At 63.0% G+C, this 19,371-nt stretch carries 19 protein-coding genes; 12 read left to right on the top strand and 7 right to left on the bottom strand.

All coding sequences use genetic code 11. The features are described from left to right. The first annotated feature begins 104 nt into the window (after positions 1 to 104). From DT068_RS27545 to DT068_RS27530, 4 genes are all read left to right on the top strand, one after another. Positions 105 to 1,280: a divergent polysaccharide deacetylase family protein gene (locus DT068_RS27545; RefSeq protein ID WP_119393121.1), complete on the top strand. Its 1,176-nt coding sequence runs from the start codon at positions 105 to 107 to the stop codon at positions 1,278 to 1,280. A gap of 62 nt (positions 1,281 to 1,342) precedes the next feature. Further along, a complete protein-coding gene (locus tag DT068_RS27540; protein WP_119393120.1) occupies positions 1,343 to 1,840 on the top strand; it encodes an RNA pyrophosphohydrolase in 498 nt (165 codons plus the stop codon). A 65-nt stretch (positions 1,841 to 1,905) separates the two neighbouring features. Beyond that, a complete protein-coding gene (locus tag DT068_RS27535) occupies positions 1,906 to 2,571 on the top strand; it encodes an HAD family hydrolase (RefSeq protein ID WP_119393119.1) in 666 nt (221 codons plus the stop codon). 222 nt (positions 2,572 to 2,793) lie between these two features. Further along, positions 2,794 to 4,095, top strand: coding sequence for a DEAD/DEAH box helicase (locus DT068_RS27530; RefSeq protein ID WP_119393118.1), 1,302 nt, complete (start codon positions 2,794 to 2,796; stop codon positions 4,093 to 4,095). Between the two features lie 33 nt (positions 4,096 to 4,128). Here DT068_RS27530 and lepB read toward each other — a convergent pair whose 3' ends face one another. From lepB to DT068_RS27495, 7 genes are all read right to left on the bottom strand, one after another. Next, positions 4,129 to 5,112, bottom strand: a complete 984-nt coding sequence (lepB, locus tag DT068_RS27525; RefSeq protein ID WP_368905316.1) for a signal peptidase I — start codon at positions 5,110 to 5,112, stop codon at positions 4,129 to 4,131. Positions 5,113 to 5,176: 64 nt separating this feature from the next. After that, on the bottom strand, positions 5,177 to 5,572 hold the full coding sequence (locus tag DT068_RS27520) for a F0F1 ATP synthase subunit epsilon (RefSeq protein ID WP_119393117.1): 396 nt from the start codon (positions 5,570 to 5,572) through the stop codon (positions 5,177 to 5,179). A gap of 5 nt (positions 5,573 to 5,577) precedes the next feature. Further along, a complete protein-coding gene (atpD, locus tag DT068_RS27515) occupies positions 5,578 to 7,029 on the bottom strand; it encodes a F0F1 ATP synthase subunit beta (protein ID WP_119393116.1) in 1,452 nt (483 codons plus the stop codon). Positions 7,030 to 7,053: 24 nt separating this feature from the next. After that, on the bottom strand, positions 7,054 to 7,932 hold the full coding sequence (locus DT068_RS27510; RefSeq protein ID WP_119393115.1) for a F0F1 ATP synthase subunit gamma: 879 nt from the start codon (positions 7,930 to 7,932) through the stop codon (positions 7,054 to 7,056). Positions 7,933 to 7,968: 36 nt separating this feature from the next. Continuing rightward, positions 7,969 to 9,498, bottom strand: coding sequence for a F0F1 ATP synthase subunit alpha (gene atpA, locus DT068_RS27505; RefSeq protein ID WP_119393114.1), 1,530 nt, complete (start codon positions 9,496 to 9,498; stop codon positions 7,969 to 7,971). A 1-nt stretch (position 9,499) separates the two neighbouring features. Then, the gene (locus DT068_RS27500) at positions 9,500 to 10,060 is read right to left on the bottom strand and encodes a F0F1 ATP synthase subunit delta (RefSeq protein WP_368905315.1); all 561 of its coding nucleotides are present in this window, start codon (positions 10,058 to 10,060) and stop codon (positions 9,500 to 9,502) included. Positions 10,061 to 10,449: 389 nt separating this feature from the next. Beyond that, the gene (locus tag DT068_RS27495; RefSeq protein WP_119393112.1) at positions 10,450 to 10,602 is read right to left on the bottom strand and encodes a DUF1127 domain-containing protein; all 153 of its coding nucleotides are present in this window, start codon (positions 10,600 to 10,602) and stop codon (positions 10,450 to 10,452) included. A 325-nt stretch (positions 10,603 to 10,927) separates the two neighbouring features. Between DT068_RS27495 and DT068_RS27490 the strand changes: the two genes are divergently transcribed. From DT068_RS27490 to DT068_RS27455, 8 genes are all read left to right on the top strand, one after another. Further along, positions 10,928 to 11,797, top strand: coding sequence for a nucleoside hydrolase (locus tag DT068_RS27490; RefSeq protein WP_119393111.1), 870 nt, complete (start codon positions 10,928 to 10,930; stop codon positions 11,795 to 11,797). Between the two features lie 3 nt (positions 11,798 to 11,800). Beyond that, entirely contained in the window at positions 11,801 to 12,721 is a 921-nt protein-coding gene (gene rbsK, locus DT068_RS27485) for a ribokinase (protein ID WP_119393110.1), read from the top strand. Between the two features lie 108 nt (positions 12,722 to 12,829). Next, positions 12,830 to 13,909 carry an ABC transporter substrate-binding protein gene (locus tag DT068_RS27480; RefSeq protein ID WP_119393109.1) on the top strand — a complete coding sequence of 360 codons (1,080 nt, stop codon included), beginning with the start codon at positions 12,830 to 12,832 and terminating at the stop codon, positions 13,907 to 13,909. Between the two features lie 129 nt (positions 13,910 to 14,038). Continuing rightward, positions 14,039 to 14,845, top strand: coding sequence for an ABC transporter permease (locus tag DT068_RS27475; RefSeq protein WP_119393108.1), 807 nt, complete (start codon positions 14,039 to 14,041; stop codon positions 14,843 to 14,845). Positions 14,846 to 14,849: 4 nt separating this feature from the next. Next, the gene (locus tag DT068_RS27470; protein ID WP_119393107.1) at positions 14,850 to 15,623 is read left to right on the top strand and encodes an ABC transporter permease; all 774 of its coding nucleotides are present in this window, start codon (positions 14,850 to 14,852) and stop codon (positions 15,621 to 15,623) included. After that, the gene (locus DT068_RS27465) at positions 15,623 to 16,669 is read left to right on the top strand and encodes an ABC transporter ATP-binding protein (protein ID WP_119393106.1); all 1,047 of its coding nucleotides are present in this window, start codon (positions 15,623 to 15,625) and stop codon (positions 16,667 to 16,669) included. The genes DT068_RS27470 and DT068_RS27465 overlap by 1 nt, the downstream gene beginning before the upstream one ends. After that, positions 16,666 to 17,277 carry a cysteine hydrolase family protein gene (locus tag DT068_RS27460; RefSeq protein ID WP_119393105.1) on the top strand — a complete coding sequence of 204 codons (612 nt, stop codon included), beginning with the start codon at positions 16,666 to 16,668 and terminating at the stop codon, positions 17,275 to 17,277. The genes DT068_RS27465 and DT068_RS27460 overlap by 4 nt, the downstream gene beginning before the upstream one ends. After that, complete coding sequence (locus DT068_RS27455; protein ID WP_119393104.1) at positions 17,274 to 19,307, top strand: amylo-alpha-1,6-glucosidase; 2,034 nt, start codon at positions 17,274 to 17,276, stop codon at positions 19,305 to 19,307. Before DT068_RS27460 ends, DT068_RS27455 begins: the two co-directional genes overlap by 4 nt. Positions 19,308 to 19,371: the final 64 nt, after the last annotated feature.

The raw sequence follows: 19,371 nt of genomic DNA, 5'->3' as shown, positions 1-19,371 counted from the left end.
CGTCCCGCGGCGGCCTATGACGGATAAAATCCCGTTGTAATTCAACAGTTAAACGCGAAATTAACCCTTCCGCGCAAGCATGCCCGACGGGAGACGAATCGCTCATGCGGGCAAATGAACTGCGGCAACCTTTGCGCAAGCGTGGGGCTTTCGAGAAGCTCTGGGCCAAGCGCCCCTCCGCCTTGCTGGCGGCTTCGGTGGCGGCCGCTCTCCTGCTGACCCTTGGCGCGCTGTGGCTCATCCGCACGCCCTACCCCTATGCCGGCGAGCCCGTCGTCATGGTCAAGATCCCGCCGCTCGAGATCATGACCGCCGCGACCGACAAGGCGCCGGAGACCGCCCCCGAGGACCAGGACGAGACCGCTGAAAGGCCCAATGCTGGCGAGAATCGCAAGATCGAGATTCTCGAATCGACCCCGCAGGAAACGGTCGAGACCGAGGCGGCGATCATCGTTTCGCCGCGCCGCACCCTCAAGCCCGCACCTTTGGCCGAGGTCAGCGAGACCGGCCCCTATGGCACCTTGCCGCGCATCGGCACCGGCAACAAGAAACCGCAGAATGTCTATGCCCGTCCGGTTCCGGCCGGTATCGTCCATTCCGACATGCCGAAAGTGGCGATCCTTCTGGGCGGCATGGGCCTCAATACGGAACTGACCAAGAAGGCCATCGGCAAGCTGCCGGGCGAGGTGAGTTTCGCCTTCGCGCCCTATGGCGAGGATCTGCAGGCGCAGGTGAACCGCGCCCGCGCCCAGGGGCATGAGATCATGCTGCAGCTGCCGCTCGAGCCCTTTGGCTACCCTGCCAGCAATCCCGGTCCCAAGACCCTGATGGCGGCTGGCGACACCAACGCCAATCTCGACGCGCTCGCCTGGCATATGGGCCGTTTCGCCGGCTATACCGGCATCACCAATTATATGGGCGCCAGGTTCCTCGCCGATATCGGCGCCTTGCGCCCGGTGCTGGCCGAGATGAAGAAGCGCGGCCTTGTCTTCCTCGATGACGGCACCGCGAGCCAGAGCATGACGGCCCAGATCGGCAAGATCATCGGCCTGCCGGTCAAGACCGGCGCCAAGGTGATCGACGCCGACCCGGCCCAGGCGAGCATCGAGCAGGCGCTCGCCGATCTCGAGGCCGAGGCCCGGGCCTCGGGGCTCGCCATCGGCACCGGAACCGGCCTCGATGTGACGATCGATGCCGTCGATGAGTGGTCGCGTTCGCTCGCCGAAAAGGGCATATTGCTGGTGCCCGTCAGCGCGGCCTATCGCGGCCGGACGGGGTGAACCCCGTCGCTTGACGCCAAGCCAACAGCCATTAAAACCATGCCGGCTTCGAAAGGACCCGCGTGAGCAAGAAGAACTCGGATATGGCCTACCGCCCCTGCGTGGGTGTCATGCTGATCAACCCCAAGGGACTGGTCTGGGTCGGCCGGCGCGCCGACAAGCCCAATGACGAGGGTGGCGGTCAGTGGTGGCAGATGCCGCAAGGCGGCATCGACAAGGGCGAGACGCCTGAAGAGGCCGCCATCCGCGAGCTTGCCGAAGAGACCGCCGTCACCTCGGCCAAGGTGATCGCTGAGGCGCCCGACTGGTACAAATACGATCTGCCCGATCACCTGATCGGCAGGTCCTGGGGCGGCAAGTACAAAGGCCAGACGCAGAAGTGGTTTGCGCTTCGTTTCGAAGGGCCCGACAGCGAGGTGAATCTGGCGCCGCCCGGCCACAAGCAGGAATTCGATCAATGGCGCTGGGCCGGGATGAATGAGGTGCTCGATCTCATTGTCCCCTTCAAGCGCCAAGTCTATGAGAAGGTCATTGCCGCCTTCCGCCATCTCGGAGCCTGATTTGTGATTTGCCCGCCGATTTCCCGAACCGGTCCGTCCTCTCGATTTGCGAGCCCTGCCGGCTGATGTTCAAGCACGTCATTTTCGATTGTGACGGCGTCCTGGTCGACAGCGAGCCTCTGTCGATGGAAGTCGACCGCGACATCCTGGCCGAGAACGGCATTGCGATGACGGTCGAGGAAGTCGGCGCCCAGTTCATCGGCCTCACTTTCGAAGCCTTCATCGACAGGATCGAAAGCGACTATCGCATCAAGCTGCCGGACGATGTGAGCGCGGACAAGAACCGCCGCCTGCTGGCTCTGTATGAGCGCGAGCTCAAGGCCGCCCCCGATATCCATGCCACTCTGGCCACGATGAAGCTGCCGATGAGCGTCGCCTCCAACAGCCCGCGCCATCGCGTCGAGGCGGCCTTCCGCATTGCCGGCCTGACCGGATTCTTTGGCGACCGCATCACCACTTATGAGGATGTCGCCCTGGGCAAGCCTGCCCCCGATGTCTATGTCGAGGCGGCGCGGCGCGCGCAGGTGAAGCCCCAAGCCTGCCTCGTCATCGAGGACAGCAGAGCCGGCGTCACCTCGGCGGTCGCCGCCGGCTGCCATGTCATTGGCTTCACCGGGCTCGCCCATGACGGCGACGCGCTGGGCCGGACCTTGGCGCAAATGGGGGCGCAAAAGGTGGTTAACCGGCATGCCGATCTGCCTGCGGCAATTGCTGCCGCTTTAAGCCTTTGACTTTCCGGGGCTCTGGCCCCATATAGCGCCTGCTCGCGAGCATCAAAGGATGCGTGAAGCGGCACCGGTTCAAGACCGGGTGCCCTATCCGGCTCAAGCGGGCATCCCCGAACATTCCTGTCACGCGGAAGGTTTCAGCGCCGCCCAGGGCTTGCGCCTCTCAGCGCATGCCCGTTTCGGACGGACGGCGCTGCTCATCCGTTCCGAACGAAAGTGATTATTTTGACTCAATTCAACGAACTCGGCCTCAACGCGTCCCTCCTCAAGGCGCTGGACAGCGAAGGCTATAAGACCCCGACACCGATCCAGTCGGCTTCCATCCCGGAGCTGCTCAAGGGCCGCGACCTGCTGGGCATCGCCCAGACCGGCACCGGCAAGACGGCGGCCTTCGCGCTGCCCATCCTCGACCGGCTGGCCAAGCTCAAGGGCCGTCCCGACCGCGGCACCTGCCGGGCCCTCATTCTGTCGCCGACGCGTGAGCTCGCCGCCCAGATCGGCGAGAGCTTCCGCACCTATGGCAAGTTCCTGCGCCTGTCGCAGGCCACCGTCTTCGGCGGTGTCTCCATCAACAACCAGATCCGCACCGTAGGCCAAGGCGTCGACATCCTGATCGCCACGCCTGGCCGGCTTGTCGATCTCATCGACCGTCGCGTGCTGTCGCTCGCCAAGCTCGAGGTCTTCGTTCTCGACGAAGTCGACCAGATGCTCGATCTGGGCTTCATCCACGCCATCCGCAAGATCACCGGCCTCCTGCCGGCGAAGCGCCAGAACCTGTTCTTTTCGGCGACCATGCCGAAGGAGATCGCCGGCCTCGCCGACGCCCTCCTCAAGGATCCGGTGCGCGTCGAGATCACGCCGGTGGCGACGACCGCCGAGCGCGTCAACCAGAGCATCATCCATGTCGAAACCCGCAACAAGCTCAACCTGCTGATCGATCTCCTCGCCAACAACGCCATGCCGCGCACGCTGGTCTTCACCCGCACCAAGCACGGCGCCGACAAGGTGGTGAAGGGGCTGATCAAGCAGCGCATCGAATCGGCGGCGATCCACGGCAACAAGTCGCAAGGCCAGCGCGAGCGCGCCCTTGCCGGCTTCAAGAGCAGCAAGCTGCGCGTGCTGGTGGCGACCGATATCGCCGCGCGCGGCATCGACATCGATGGCGTGTCGCATGTGGTGAATTACGACCTGCCCTTCGTGCCCGATTCCTACGTGCATCGCATCGGCCGCACCGCGCGCGCCGGCGCCTCGGGCGAAGCGGTGGCCTTCTGTGATCCGGAGGAGCGTCCGCTGCTGCGCGACATCGAGCGCACCATCCGCCAGAAGATCCCCGTCACCCAGCATGCCATGAGCCTCGCCACACCCGAAGGCAATGAGCGCTCAGGCGGCCCCCAGGGTCATCACCACCCCAACCAGAACCAGCCTTCCTGGCGCAAGAAGCCCGGCCAGCGGCCGCAGGGCAACCGCGGCAACGGCAAATGGCGCCCGAAGCATCAGCAGCGCCAGGGCGGCGGCCAGTCTCGCTAACCTAAGGAAGAGCCCGCTTCACAGCGGGCTTTTTCATTTGCCCGGATAGCCTTGCAACCGGTCATCGATCCTGGTGCCGTAAGAATTCCAATAGATCACGGCAACACGCCCGACGAGATTTTCATAAGGAACGAAGCCTACTCCTCCGCCCGGCGCATTGTCTGCAAAGCGGCTGTCGAGCGCATTATCGCGATTGTCGCCCAACATGAAGTAGTGGCCATCGGGAACAATATACTCTGGCGTACTGTCCGCCGCGCCATTGGCTATGGAATCATTGACGACATATGAGTTTCCGCCAGGCAGGGTCTCGCGGAAATAGTTGCACGGATCATAGCCGAGGCACGGAACGCCCTGAACCGGCGCAAGCTTGAGCTCCTCTCCATTGAGATGGACGATGCCATCTCGCATCTGGATTCGATCGCCGGGCAACCCGATGAGGCGCTTGACATAGTCTGTCTGATTATCACGCGGCAATTTGAAGACGACGATATCACCACGCCGCGGTTCGGCGCCCCAGATACGCCCGGAGAAGTTCGGTCCCAAGATGAAGGAATAGCGGCTATAGCCATAGGCGGTCTTCGATACAAAGACATGATCGCCGGGCGTCAGGGCCGGGATCATACTGCCGGACGGTATATTGAAAGGCTGGAACAGGAGTTCACGTATCCCGAATGGAATGAGCCAGCTCAGGGCAAATGTGAGCACGATCGCGACATACCAGCGGGAAAACCATGGCCGTGCTGACGAAGCCTCTCTGATCCTCAGGCCATGTACGATGCCCACAATGTTGAACAGGGCGTTCACAAGAAGGACCATGACGTCGAAATCGGCAAAGGCAGGAGGCGCGACGACACCGGTCCCGACCACGAGGAGAGCAAGAGCGATCAGGATCAGCTGTGCCAGAAGATAGAAGAAGGCGAGCCAGCCGCGGCCTAACCACAACATCAGGATAATCGGTCCAAGGAGTAGTCCGATCAGCCAGATCGACAGCTTGCTTCTCGCCCGAGCTTCTTCCATGGCACGTCCCCCCAAAAACAAAGGCCCGCGCGAGGCGGGCCCTTCAATCAGATTGTGAAAGCTCTCACTGAAGAGCGCCCTGCAGCGCCAGCAGGTGATCGAGATTTTCCTGGGCACGCCGGCGCGTCTCATCGTCCTGCGCATCGGAAACGTCTTCCTGCGCGTCCTTGACCTGCTGCGCCAGAAGATCGGCATGGAGCTCGGCGACCGGCACGGCTACTTCGGCGAGAACCGTGAGCCCCTGCGGATTGACCTCGGCGAAGCCGCCGCGCACGAAGATGCGCTCCTTCTGGCCACCTTCCTTGGTCACCGTGACGACGCCCGGACGCAAGGTCGAGAGCACCGGCGCATGACCGGGAAGGATGCCCATATCGCCCTCAGTGCCCGGAATGTCGACTTCCGCGACATCGCCCGAGAAGAGCAGCCGTTCCGGCGAAACCAGTTCGAAATGGAGCGCCATGACGATCAGGCCGCCTCGGCCAGGCGCTTGCCCTTTTCGACCGCTTCTTCGATCGTGCCCACCATGTAGAAGGCGGGTTCGGGCAGATAGTCATACTTGCCTTCGCACAGGCCCTGGAAGCCCTTGATCGTGTCTTCGAGCTTGACCTGGACGCCGGGCGAGCCGGTGAACACGGCGGCGACGTCGAAGGGCTGCGACAGGAAGCGCTCGATCTTGCGCGCGCGGGCGACAGTCAGCTTATCCTCTTCCGAGAGCTCGTCCATGCCGAGAATGGCGATGATGTCCTGCAGCGCCTTGTAGCGCTGGAGGATGACCTGCACGCGGCGCGCCGTCTGATAGTGCTCGTCACCGATGACGCGCGGGTCGAGCATGCGCGACGTCGAGTCGAGCGGATCGACCGCCGGATAGATGCCCTTCTCGGCGATGGCGCGCGACAGCACGGTGGTCGCATCCAGATGGGCGAAGGAGGTGGCCGGCGCCGGGTCGGTCAGGTCGTCGGCCGGCACATAGATGGCCTGCACCGAGGTGATCGAACCCTTGGTCGTGGTGGTGATGCGCTCCTGCAGCGCGCCCATGTCGGTGGCGAGGGTGGGCTGATAGCCCACCGCCGAGGGGATGCGGCCGAGGAGAGCCGACACTTCCGAACCCGCTTGCGTGAAGCGGAAGATGTTGTCGACGAAGAACAGCACGTCTTGGCCCTGGTCGCGGAAATGCTCGGCGACGGTGAGGCCGGTGAGGCCGACGCGGGCGCGGGCACCCGGCGGCTCGTTCATCTGGCCGTACACCAGAGCGCATTTGGAGCCCTTGCCGCCGCCCTTCTGGTTGACGCCCGATTCGATGAACTCGTGATAGAGGTCGTTGCCTTCGCGCGTGCGCTCGCCGACGCCGGCGAACACCGAATAGCCGCCATGGGTCTTGGCGATGTTGTTGATCAGCTCCTGGATGAGCACGGTCTTGCCGACGCCGGCGCCGCCGAACAGGCCGATCTTGCCGCCCTTGGCGTAAGGCGCCAGCAGGTCGACGACCTTGATGCCGGTGACGAGGATCTGCGCTTCGGTCGACTGCTCGACGAATTCGGGCGCCGGCTGGTGGATGGCGCGAGCCGACTTGGTCTTGATCGGGCCCGCTTCATCGACCGGCTCGCCAACGACATTCATGATCCGTCCCAGCGTCTCATCGCCCACCGGGATGGTGATCGGGGCGCCGCTGTCGACGACTTCCTGGCCGCGCACCAGGCCTTCGGTCGAGTCCATGGCGATGGTGCGCACCGTGTTCTCGCCGAGATGCTGGGCGACTTCGAGCACCAGGCGGACATCGCCATTCTGGGTCTCGAGCGCGTTCAGGATTTCCGGCAGATGCCCGTCGAACTGCACGTCGACAACGGCGCCCGTCACCTGACGGATGCGGCCGACCGACTTGCCGTTGGCGGCCTTCACACTTGCGGGTTTCTTCGCCATTTCGCTGTTCCTTCTGTCGTCGGTCTAGAGCGCTTCCGCGCCCGAAATGATTTCAATGAGTTCCTTGGTGATCTGCGCCTGGCGCTGACGGTTGTAGCGGATCGACAATTTGTTGATCATGTCGCCGGCATTGCGCGTCGCACTGTCCATGGCGCTCATGCGGGCGCCCTGTTCGGACGCTGCGTTTTCGAGCAGCGCCCGGAAGATCTGCACCCCGATATTGCGCGGCAGCAGATCGGCGAGGATTTCGCCCTCATCGGGTTCGGCATCATAGATGGCGCCGCCGAGATCGGGCGTCTTGCCGCCTGAGACAGCTGCCGGGATGAGCTGCAGCGCCGTCGGCTTCTGCGAGATCACCGACTTGAATTCGGCGAAGAACAGCGTGCAGACATCGAACTGACCATCCTCGAACAGCTTCAACACCTTCTGCGCGATGCCCTGGGCATGGCTGAAGGCGAGTGTCCGCGCCGCACGCAGATCGACCGTGTCGATGATGAAGCGGCCATAGAGCCGTTTCAGGATGTCGTTGCCCTTCTTGCCGACGGTGAGGATCTTCACCGTCTTGCCCTGGGCGAGCAGCTTGTCGGCATGCTCGCGCGCCAGCCTCGCGATCGAGGAATTGAAGCCGCCGCACAGACCGCGCTCGGCGGTGCACACGACGAGAAGATGCGTCTGGTCCTTGCCATTGCCGGCGAGGAGCTGCGGCGCGTCATCGCGGCCTTCCATCGAGGACGAGAGATTGGCCAGCACCGTCGCCATGCGCTCCGAATAGGGACGCGCGGCAAGCGCCGATTCCTGGGCGCGGCGCAATTTCGCCGCCGCCACCATTTGCATCGCCTTGGTGATCTTGCGGGTCGACTTCACCGAGGTGATGCGATTTCTGAGGTCTTTTAGACTTGGCATCGTCCTGCCTTCAGCTCCTAGCCTCGTTCAGGATGATCAGGCGAACGACTTGGCGAAGCCCGCCACGACATTCTTGAGCTTGTCGCCGACCGCGTCCGAGATCTGCTTCTCGGTCCGGATCGAGTCGAGAATGTCGGCATGGCTCTCGCGGATGAGGCGCAGCAGCCCATCCTCGAAATCACGCACCTTGTTGACCGGCAGCCCGTCGAGATAGCCGTTCACGCCGGCATAGATCACCACGACCTGCTCTTCGGTCTTCAGCGGCGAGAATTGCGGCTGCTTGAGGAGCTCGGTCAGGCGGGCACCGCGGTTGAGGAGACGCTGGGTTGCGGCGTCGAGGTCCGAGCCGAACTGGGCGAAGGCCGCCATTTCGCGATACTGAGCGAGCTCGCCCTTGATCTTGCCGGCAACCTGCTTCATCGCCTTGATCTGCGCCGATGAGCCGACGCGCGACACCGACAGACCGACGTTCACGGCCGGACGGATGCCCTGATAGAAGAGATCGGTCTCAAGGAAGATCTGGCCGTCGGTGATCGAGATCACATTGGTCGGGATATAGGCCGACACGTCATTGGCCTGCGTCTCGATGATCGGAAGGGCGGTCAGCGAACCCGCACCCTGGCTGTCATTGAGTTTGGCGGCGCGCTCGAGCAGGCGCGAATGGAGATAGAAGACGTCGCCCGGATAGGCTTCGCGGCCCGGTGGGCGGCGCAGCAGCAGCGACATCTGGCGATAGGCGACGGCCTGCTTGGAAAGGTCGTCATAGGCGATCACGGCATGGGCGCCGTTGTCGCGGAAATATTCGCCCATCGTGCAGCCGGTGAACGGCGCCAGATACTGCAGCGGGGCGGGATCCGACGCCGTGGCGGCGATGATGATCGAATATTCGAGCGCGCCATTGTCTTCCAGGATCTTGACGAACTGGGCGACGGTCGAGCGCTTCTGGCCGCAGGCCACATAGACGCAGTAGAGCTTTTCCTTGTCGGGTCCGGCGATATGGATCGGCTTCTGGTTGAGGATGGTGTCGAGAACGATGGCGGTCTTGCCGGTCTGGCGGTCGCCGATGATCAGCTCGCGCTGGCCGCGGCCGATCGGGATCAGCGCGTCGACGGCCTTGAGGCCGGTCGACATCGGCTCATGCACCGATTTGCGCGGGATGATGCCGGGCGCCTTGACGTCGACGCGGCGGCGCTCTTTCGACTTGATCGGGCCCTTGCCGTCGATCGGATTGCCGAGCGCATCGACCACGCGGCCGAGGAGCTCGCGGCCGACCGGCACTTCCACGATGGCGCCGGTGCGCTTGACCGTGTCGCCTTCCTTGATGTCGCGGTCGGAGCCGAAGATCACGATGCCGACATTGTCGACTTCGAGATTGAGGGCCATGCCGCGGATCCCGTTCGGGAACTCGACCATTTCGCCGGCCTGCACATTGTCGAGGCCGTAGACGCGGGCAATGCCGTCACCGACGGAGAGCACCTGGCCGATCTCGGACACTTCGGCTTCCTTGCCGAAGTCCTTGATCTGCTTCTTGAGAATTGCGGAAATTTCGGCGGCGCGGATATCCATATCAGCCGGTCCCCTTCATCGCGATCTTGAGGTTTTGAAGTTTGGTCTTGAGCGAATTGTCCACCATGCGCGAGCCGACCTTGACGATAAGGCCGCCGAGGATGGCGGGATCAACCCGGGTGGAGAGTTGCACATCGCGCCCCACGCTCGCCTTGATGGCGGCCTTGAGGTCGGCGAGGTGTTTGGCGGAAAGCGCGTCGGCCGAAGTGACTTCGGCGCTGATCTCGCCCTTCGACTGGGCGACCAGCGTCTGATACGCCTTGATCATGTCGGGAAGGACGAAGAGCCGGCGGTTCTGCGCGACGAGCTTGATGAAATTGAGGGCGAGGCTCTTGATGCCGGCCTCTGCGCACAGTGCCTCGAGGGCGGAAATCTGGTCCTCGGCGGAGAAGACGGGCGAGCGGACGAGGCGCTTCAGATCGTCGGATTCATCGAGAAGGGCCTGGAAATTTGCGAGATCGGCGCCGATCTGGTCGACCGCATTGGCTTCCTGAGCCAGTTCAAAAAGGGCGGTCGCATAACGTCCGGGGACGCCTGATACCGTCTGATCACCTTGAGCCACGACAACTCCCCGCCGAACCCGCGCTTGTCGAACCATCGCCACTGGAACGGAAGCACATGAATTTATTGGATAATCGCACTTGATAAAGCACGTGCGGCATGGGTCCCGCCTGAAGCCGCGCGCGTGGGTTATCACATGGGAAATGGACTCGCAACTGGGAAGGCACGGCGGATTGCCGCAAGCGGAAACGGCACTGTCGGGGTCTGCGCATTTTAAGAGCTGGATCCCGAAAAGTTGCAGACTTTTCGGGACAAATCCCGCGGTCCTATAAAACGAAGAACCCGCCAGGGGAGGACCGGCGGGCTCTTTATGCGGAGCCATGATCACTTCGCCAGGACGCAATACGCGACGGCGAAGGATGAGGCTCGCGAATTTCTCTTTGGGTGAGCTTAGCGGGCAACGCTCTCGCGCGCGATGCGCGGAATGTCGGAGCGCATGATGCCGAGATCGGCAAGCTCACGGTCGGTGAGCAGGTCGAGCTCACGCTTGGTGATGTTGTAGCGGTTCCAGCGCTTGAGGCCGTCAGAGAAGAAGTTGAACATGGGTCATTCCCCTATGGATTGACAGGTTGGTTGGTTGCTTTCGACGAGAGTAATATGGTGCATCGCACCAATTTGTGCAATGCGAAATTCGCATGGCTGTTCCCACCGTCAATTTCATCAAACCTTAACAATCGAACGTCTTAACTAGTTGAAATTGCAGTGACTATTTCTTGACACAATAAACACGATCAAATTCATAGACTTAAACCCTGATTGGCCAAAACTTGACCAGCCCATGCCCTGAAATTGCGCAACGCAACATGGGATTCTGACCTCTGGATCCACCACTCTGGCCGCACTTGAAAAGACCCCTTATGGGTGTGCGATGAGCGCGATTCGCCTCCTTCTCGACTGCGATCCGGGCCTCGACGATGCCATCGCGCTGGCTCTGGCCATGGCATCTCCGGAATTGGAGGTGACCGGTTTGTCGACGGTTGCCGCCAATGCGCCGATCGACACCGTGACGGCCAATGCCGAGAAGGTCATGGGCCGGCTCGCCTGCCGCTTTCCACTTTTCCAGGGCGCCGCCAAGCCCCTCGCCATCACGGTGCGGCATTCGACCGATGTCTGGGGCGGCGACGGCATATTGCCGCTCGCGGCCCCGCAAAGACCAGCGCACCGAATGGCTCGCGAAGAATTCATCCGCCGCGCCGTCGATGCAGATGTCGTCTGCGCCATCGGCTCGCTCACCAATATTGCGGAGCTGATAAAGAACGGACACAGGCCCAGGCGGCTGGCCATCATGGGCGGGGCGCTTGGCCGCGGCAATGCCACGCCCCATGCCGAGCTCAATATCTGGGCCGATCCGCAGGCCGCCGAGATCGTCTTCGCATCCGGCATCGACATCACCCTCATCCCGCTCGACATCACCCGCACGCTGATCGTGCCTGCGGACATGACCCGGCACTTGGCCCAATCTGCCGCGGCGCCGGCGCGTCTGTGCGGCGAGCTCCTGCCCTATGCCGGCAGCAATGCCCATCCGGCCGCCATCCATGACGCGGCGGTGATCGCAGCCCTTCTGTGGCCGGATCTGTTCGCGCGCCGGCGCGGCACGCTGACGGTCACGACGTCAGGCGGGGAAGATGGCCGCACCCACTTTGCCGGTGACGCGGAAGGGCCGCACGAAGTTTTGACCGAGGTTGCCCGCGACGCATTGTTCGCGCATATGCAAAGGCGCCTTTGCGGGGAGATGTGAATAATGAGTGTTGCGGTTTTCGGCTCCATCAACATGGATGTCATCGCCTATCTCGATCGCCTGCCGAAGCCGGGCGAGACGCTGCACGGCATGGGCTACAAGATGGGCCTCGGCGGCAAGGGCGCCAATCAGGCGGTGGCGGCACGCAAGCTCGGCAGCGAGGTTCATTTCGTCGGCCGCGTCGGCGCTGATTCCTTCGGCGATGCTGCGCGCGCTGAGCTCGCTTCTTATAATGTCGATCTTGGTTCTATCCGCCGCGATGAGAATTCGCCGAGCGGCATTGCCATCATCAAAGTCGGCGAAGGCGGCCAGAACATGATCTCGGTGATCGCCGGCGCCAATGCGGCCATCGATGCGAGCGACGCCGAGCGCGCCCGCGCCGATCTCGAAAATGCACGCGTGCTGCTGCTCCAGCTCGAAGTGCCGCTCGGCGCCTCGCTGGCCGCCGCGCGGATCGTGCGCGCCAGGGGCGGCATCGTCATTCTCGATCCGGCACCGGCGCCGAAGCAGCCCTTCCCGCCCGAGGTGGCCGCCACGGTCGATATCATCACGCCCAATGAGAGTGAGACGGCGGGACTTCTCGGCTGGCAGCCCATGACACCCGATGACGGGCTGCGGGCCGCGCGCGAGCTCAAGGCCAAGGGCTTCCGCATCGCCCTCGTCAAGCTCGGCGCCAAAGGCGTTGCTTTCTCGGGCGACAAGGAAGAGGGCTTCATCCCGCCCTTCAAGGTCGATGCCATCGATACGGTGGCGGCGGGCGACAGCTTCAATGGCGGGCTCGCCGCAGCGCTCGATGACGGAAAACCGCTTGCCGAGGCGGTACGGTTTGCCGCCGCCTGCGGGGCTCTGTCCACGACCAAGCGAGGCGCATCCGCCGCCGCCCCGACGCGGCCGGAGATCGACGCCTTCTTGCGGATGTCATAAATTTGTGTGTATACTAACATTCAACGATACGAACCTGCCCGGATGAGCCGCCGATTGCTGGCCTGCCGCCCGTCCGATAAAGTCCATAAAAACCTAGGGAGATAGTCCATGTCACGCTTTGTTTTGTCCCGCCGCTCCGCTCTCGCCTTGATGGGCGGCGCTGCCACTTTCGGCCTTACCGGCCGCATCGCCCATGCCGCCGGCGAGATCAAGGTCCTCAACTGGCAGGGCTATGGCACCGACGAGAAATGGGCGCTCGAGATGTTCGAGAAGAAGACCGGCATCAAGGTCGTGCATGACTATTTCAACTCCGAGCAGGAGATGCTGACCAAATTGCGCACCAGCCCCGGCACCTATGACGTCGTGCTGATGAACAACATCTATGTCATGGAAGCCGCCCATGAGGGCCTGATCCAGCCGCTCGACACGTCGAAATTCTCCAACTTCGGCGACCTCGCGCCGTCGCTGCGCGACAGCGACCGCTTCGTCATGGGTGGCAAGCACTTCGCCATCGCCTGGGTGTGGGGCCTCACCTCCTTCGCCTACAACACCCAGAAGATTTCGGCCAAGCCCGACACGATGGGCGCTCTGTGGGATCCGGCCCATGCGGGCAAGGTCGGCTGGCGCGACGACGCCTTGGAATCGATCCAGATCGCCGCCCTCGCCACCGGCCAGGACATGAACGCGCCGGCCGATCTGGAGAAGGTCAAGGACAAGCTCAAGGCGCTCAAGAGCCAGATCAAGACCTTCTGGTCGTCGGAAGACGAGTGGAACAAATACATGGCGGCGGGCGACTATGACATCGCCGTCTACTGGTCGGGCTCGGCGGCGCGCTCCAAGAAGGCGATGAAGCTGCCGGTCGAATTCGTGGTGCCGAAGGAAGGCGCCATCGGCTGGTTCGACGGCCTCACCATCGCCGACAAGGCGCCGAATGCCGAAGGGGCGGCGGCCTTCATCAACTTCATGGTCGATCCCGAATTCTACGTGAAATGGGACAATGACATCGGCGCGCCCGCATCCGCCAACGCCAAGGCCAATGCGCAATTGCCGGCCGATGCGCTCAACCGCACGGTGCTCGGCGACCCCGAAGTGGTGAAGCGCGTCCAGTGGATGGCGCCCGTCTCCGACGAGCAGAAGCAGAAGAACCAGGAGCTCTGGGACGAAGTGAAGACGAGCTTCGCGCTTTAAGGTTCGCAATCTTACATCCGTCATTCCCGGCGAAAGCCGGGACCCCTTGAATTCGTGGAAATGCATGCGATTCCCGCCAAGCGGAAAGAATTTAATGGGCCCCGGCTTTCGCCGGGGTGACGGACAGTAATGACGCGCCAGGCCCGCACCGTTTTCGCCTTGACCGCACCGGCCTATCTCTGGCTGGCGGTGACGGTGCTGCTGCCGCTCGCCACCATGCTCTATTTCAGCTTCCTCACTGCTTCGCCGCTGGGCGGCAAGGAGGTGCAGTTCACCCTCAAGCACTACACCGATTTCTTCACCAAGCAGATCTACTGGTACAACGCCTGGCGCTCGGTCGAGCTCGGCCTCTATGTGACGGCACTCTGCCTCATCATCGGCTATCCCGCGGCCTTGGGCCTCGCCAAATACATCAAGGGCCGCTGGCGCGAGGCGATCTTCCTTCTCATCATCCTGCCCTTCTGGTCCAACGCGCTGGTGCGCACCTTCTCCTGGACCATGGTGCTGCGCGAGCCCTTCAACATCTTGTTCTCCTATCCGGCGATCGTCGTCGGCCTCGTCCATGCCTACCTGCCCTATGCGATCCTCACCTGCTACATCTCGCTCCAGGCGATCGATGACTCCTTGATCGAGGCGGGCCGCAGCCTCGGCGCCACGCCGGCCCAGGCCTTCCGCCGCATCACCCTGCCGCTCAGCATGCCGGGCATCATGGCCGCCATCTTCCTCATCTTCGTGCCGGTGATCGGCTCCTTCATGGAGCCGCGCATATTGGGCGGCAAGGACGCCATTATGCTGGGCCCGATCATCGAGGGCCAGTTCATCACCGCCTTCAACTGGCCGCTGGGGGCGGCGCTTTCCTTCACCATGCTCGGCATGGTGCTGCTCATCCTGCTCGCCGCATCGCCGTTCCTCAAGCACCAGATGGCGAGGAGCTAGCGCGATGGCCCAGCGCGTCGTCAAACTCTATCTCGCATTCGTGCTCGTCTTTCTCTATCTGCCGATCGTGGTGATGATCGCCATGGCCTTCAACCGCTCGGCGCTCTATGAAATGCCCTTCACCTTCGATCTCGTCTGGTTCAAGGCGCTCAGCACCAACGAGCGGCTGCTGCAGGCGAGCTGGAACAGCGTGTGGATCGCCTGCATCAACACAGTGATCGCCACCGCGCTCGGCACGCTCGCCGCCTACGCCTTCGCCCGCTACGAATTCCGCGCCAAGCGCCTGCTGCAGCTCCTGCTCTTCCCGCCGATCACCATTCCCTGGCTGATCATCGGCACCTCGATGCTCATCTTCTTCTTCTGGACCGGCATCGGGCGCGGCCTGCACGCCATCCTGCTCGGCCATGTGGCGCTGTCCTTGCCCTATGTGATCGTCGTGGTCGGCGCCCGCTTCGCCAATTTCGGCCCTGAGCTCGAGGAGGCCGCCGCGAGCCTCGGCGCCACGCCCTGGCAGGCCTTCTGGCGCGTCACCATCCCGGTGCTGGCGCCCGGCATCACCGCCGCAGCGCTGTTCGCCTTCGCGGTGTCCTTCGACCAGTTCGTCATTTCCTATTTCCTGGCGCCGCCCGGCACCTCGACCCTGCCGGTCGAGATCTACACCTCCATCCGCAAGGGCTTCACTCCGGAGATCAACGCCATTTCCTCCATCATCATCCTCTTTTCCATGGGCCTCATGCTGATCGTCGCCCGCAACTACAAATTCGGCGGAGATAATTGATGAGCCGCGTCGACATCCTGCATGTGAGCAAGCGCTATGGCAGTTTTGCCGCGCTCGACAATGTCACCATCACCTTCAATGACGGCGAGTTCTTCGGCCTGCTCGGACCCTCGGGCTCGGGCAAGACCACCTTGCTGCGCTCCGTCGCGGGATTCATCGTGCCCGATGAGGGTTCGATTTCCTTCGATGGCGAGCAGGTGGAGAATGTTCCGGTGCATCGCCGCGCCATCGGCATGGTGTTCCAGTCCTATGCCCTCTTCCCGCATCTCACCATTGCCGACAATGTCGGCTTCGGCCTCGATGTCCGATCGACGCCGCGCGAGGACATCAGGAAGCGCGTCACCGAGATGCTGGGGCTGGTGCGCCTGTCCGGCCTCGAAGGGCGTTACCCGAAGCAGCTGTCGGGCGGCCAGCAGCAGCGTGTGGCGCTGGCCCGCGCCTTGATCACCCGGCCCAAGGTCCTCCTCCTTGATGAGCCTCTGGGCGCGCTCGACCGCCGCCTGCGCCAGGAGATGCAGGTCGAGTTGAAGGAGATCCAGCGCGAGACCGGCGTCACCGCCATCTTCGTGACCCACGACCAGGAAGAGGCGCTCACTCTCTCTGACCGCATCGCCATCATCGACCAGGGCAAGCTCATCCAGGTCGATGCGCCGCAGACCGTCTATGAGCGCCCGGCCAATATCTTCGCCGCCAATTTCCTAGGGGATGCCAATGTCTTCCGCGGCACGCCGGTGAAGGACGGGCTCAAGCTGGCCGACGGCACGATGATCGAGACCTTGAAGGCCGCGACCGGTGCCGCCATCGTGCGGCCGGAGAAATTGCGCGTCGCCAGCGGCAGGAAGAAAGCCGCCGGCAACAGCCTTGCCGGCGAGATCACCCAGGCGATCTATTCCGGCGCCAGCGTCACCTACCGCATCCGCACCAAGGCCATGGGCGATGTGCCGCTTCTCGCCTTCATCCAGAACCAGACCGGTGAAGTGCTCGATACCGGCACCTTAGTCACGGTGAGCTGGGACAAGGATCAGACCATCCCGGTGGCGCCATGAGCATCCGGGGATTGCGCTTCGGGGCCATCGGCACCCGCGCCGTCCATGCCGCGATCGACATGCAGCTTCTCTTCGCGGAAGACAGCGAATGGGCCTCGCCCGTCGTCCATGCGATCGAGCCGCAGGTGAGGCGCATCTCGGCCCATGCGCCGCATCTCACCTTGTTCACCCGTTTCCTGACGCCCGAGCATGCCGAGGAAGCCAAGGGCCAATGGCAGATCTATTACCGCCATTGGCGGAGCGTGCTCACCAGCAATATCGATCCCGATCTGCTCGATCTCCTGCCGCCCTTGCGCCACTTCGTGCCGCCGGCGCGCGTGATCGACAAATATGCGCATTCGGCCTTCGAGGCATTGGAATTTCAGACGGCGCTCGATGAGCTGGAGGCCGACACGATCATCTTCACCGGCGTCGAGACCGATGTCTGCGTGCTCGCCACCGCTCTGACGGCGGTCGATCGCGGCTATCGCACCATCCTGATCGAGGACGCCATTGCGAGCTCGAATGCGGCGAGCCACAAGGCCGCACTCGACGGCATCTATCCGCGTTTCGACCAGCAGGTCGAGCTCATCGACACCGACACATTGCTGAAAGCCTGGACGCCATGACGGTTCCGAACTATCTGCGCACCCCCAATATCCCGGCCTCGCGCGCCTGGAACAGCTGGGCCGCCGACCGCTATCTCGAAATGTCGCATCTGCCGCTCGGCGTGAAAGTGACGCCCGTCTTCTATGCGGCAAGCACCGGCAAGACGACGCTGATGGGCCCGGGTTCCGACATCCGCCTCGGCCGGCACGAGCCGGATGGCAGCCTGATAGAGGCCAATTTCTCGCATGGCGGCACCCATCTCGACTGGACCTGGCGCAAGACATCCACTTTCGGCGTCGCCGGTTCATGGAAGGCGGCGAGATTCGGCGAATGGGGCCTGCGCTTCTGGGTCGTGCTGGCGCTCAGCCAGAATGACGGCGCGCTGTGGCACTATGACGAGGAAAGCCGCACCGCTTTCTGCACCGTCGGTCCGCGCACCGTGGCGATCAGGGCGAAGCATGATCCGCTGCTGGTCACGGGGCATGAGACGCTCGATGCCCTGCGTTCCGAATATGAGACCAATGGCTATTGGTATCTCGCTTCACGCAGCAGCGCGGCCAAGGTCCTGGCCTTGCGCTTCAATCTCGAAGAGGCGCCGGAGAACGACTTCGCCATTTCCATCGCAGACCGCAAGGACCAGGCACTGGCGCAGCTCGCCAGGCTGCCTTCGCCGGCAAAGGCCACCTCGCGCGGCGCGGCGCTCGATGCGATGGCCGACATCATGGGCTGGAACACCATCTGGGACAGCGTCAACCACCGCCCCTACATCACCTGCTCGCGCAACTGGGACCTCAAGAAATTCGGCGGCTTCGGCTTCTGGCTCAACGATACGGCGATCAACGCCTTCCTCGTGGCGCAGTTCGACCCCGACCAGGCGCGCGAGAATCTGGCGATGCTGCTCTCGGCCGCGACGCCGCAAGGCAATCTGCCCTGCATCATGACCGGCAATGACGCCTGGGTCGACCGCACCCAGACGCCGGTCATCTCCTTCATCGTCTGGCAGATCTATTTGCGCACCGGCAGCCGGCTTTTCATCGACATGGCCTATGAGATTCTGGCACGCAACAATGAGTGGATCAGGTCGGCGCGCGACGGCAATGGCAATGGCATCCTCGAATTCGGCTCGTCCGATGTGGGTCAGGGCCTCTATAAGGGCACCAAGCTCGCCGCCAAGGACGAATCCTTCATGGACAATTCGCCCATCCATGACGAGGCGCGCTGGAACGAGAAGAGCCGCACCCTCGATGTCGAGGATGTCGGCCTCAATTGCCTCGTCTGCCTCGATTGCGAGATGCTGGCGCATATGGCCCGCGCCCTCGGCCGTGTGGCGGAAGCGAAGAAGCACGACGCCAACGCCGCTTCCTTGCGCAAGAAGATCGGCACGCATTTCTGGGACGAGAAACGCAACATCTTCGCCAACCGCTTGTGGTCGGGCGGTTTCGCGAAAAGCGTGGCACCGACCAGCTTCTATCCCCTGTTGTGCGGCGCGGCTTCGAAGCAGCAGCAGAAGCATCTGGTGAAGCATCTCGAAGATCCGGCGAAATTCGGCGGCGAGTTCGGCCTGCCTTCGGTGTCGCGCGATGATCCGGCCCTTGCCGACAATGTCTATTGGCGCGGCCGCATCTGGCCGATCCTCAACTGGCTGGTGTGGAACGGGCTCGAGCGGGCGGGTGAATATGAGGCCGCCGACCGGCTCATCGACAGAAGCTGGCATCTCTTCACCAAAAGCTGGAACGAGCGCCGCCTGTCGCCGGAGAATTACCATCCGGGCACCGGCGAAGGCCTCGATCAGCCGGATACCGATCCCTTCTATTCCTGGTCGGCGCTTCTGCCCTTCCTGCAACAAGCGCGGGTGATGAGCTTCTCACCCTGGCAGGGCTGGCAGCTGCGCAATGAGGGCAAGGATTTCACGGTCGGCCCGGTCGAAACGCCGCTCGGCGCCGTGACGATCGCGCGCAAGAAGGGCACGCTCACCTTGGCCCGGGGCGAAGAGGCGCTTTTCACGACCGACAAGCAGGGCCGCATTTCCGGCCCCATCACGCCTGCGTGATCCCCTCTTTCGGGATTACCTGCCATTAATCCGACGGGTTTTACCTGTGGCTTCGTCTTAATCC

The sequence above is a fragment of the Taklimakanibacter lacteus genome, from assembly GCA_003576695.1.
Lineage (GTDB): Bacteria > Pseudomonadota > Alphaproteobacteria > Rhizobiales > Aestuariivirgaceae > Taklimakanibacter > Taklimakanibacter lacteus.
Note: the sequence above shows the minus strand (reverse complement) of the source record. Positions and strands in the feature narration are given on the sequence as shown.

Coding starts and splice junctions, on each gene's coding strand:
- rbsK (WP_119393110.1), top strand. CDS start 11,801: ATGAGTGTTGCGGTTTTCGGCTCCATCAACATGGATGTCATCGCCTAT.
- DT068_RS27535 (WP_119393119.1), top strand. CDS start 1,906: ATGTTCAAGCACGTCATTTTCGATTGTGACGGCGTCCTGGTCGACAGC.
- atpD (WP_119393116.1), bottom strand. CDS start 7,029: ATGGCGAAGAAACCCGCAAGTGTGAAGGCCGCCAACGGCAAGTCGGTC.
- DT068_RS27520 (WP_119393117.1), bottom strand. CDS start 5,572: ATGGCGCTCCATTTCGAACTGGTTTCGCCGGAACGGCTGCTCTTCTCG.
- DT068_RS27460 (WP_119393105.1), top strand. CDS start 16,666: ATGAGCATCCGGGGATTGCGCTTCGGGGCCATCGGCACCCGCGCCGTC.
- DT068_RS27490 (WP_119393111.1), top strand. CDS start 10,928: ATGAGCGCGATTCGCCTCCTTCTCGACTGCGATCCGGGCCTCGACGAT.
- DT068_RS27455 (WP_119393104.1), top strand. CDS start 17,274: ATGACGGTTCCGAACTATCTGCGCACCCCCAATATCCCGGCCTCGCGC.
- atpA (WP_119393114.1), bottom strand. CDS start 9,498: ATGGATATCCGCGCCGCCGAAATTTCCGCAATTCTCAAGAAGCAGATC.
- DT068_RS27475 (WP_119393108.1), top strand. CDS start 14,039: ATGACGCGCCAGGCCCGCACCGTTTTCGCCTTGACCGCACCGGCCTAT.
- lepB (WP_368905316.1), bottom strand. CDS start 5,112: ATGGAAGAAGCTCGGGCGAGAAGCAAGCTGTCGATCTGGCTGATCGGA.
- DT068_RS27545 (WP_119393121.1), top strand. CDS start 105: ATGCGGGCAAATGAACTGCGGCAACCTTTGCGCAAGCGTGGGGCTTTC.
- DT068_RS27470 (WP_119393107.1), top strand. CDS start 14,850: ATGGCCCAGCGCGTCGTCAAACTCTATCTCGCATTCGTGCTCGTCTTT.
- DT068_RS27495 (WP_119393112.1), bottom strand. CDS start 10,602: ATGTTCAACTTCTTCTCTGACGGCCTCAAGCGCTGGAACCGCTACAAC.
- DT068_RS27510 (WP_119393115.1), bottom strand. CDS start 7,932: ATGCCAAGTCTAAAAGACCTCAGAAATCGCATCACCTCGGTGAAGTCG.
- DT068_RS27480 (WP_119393109.1), top strand. CDS start 12,830: ATGTCACGCTTTGTTTTGTCCCGCCGCTCCGCTCTCGCCTTGATGGGC.
- DT068_RS27465 (WP_119393106.1), top strand. CDS start 15,623: ATGAGCCGCGTCGACATCCTGCATGTGAGCAAGCGCTATGGCAGTTTT.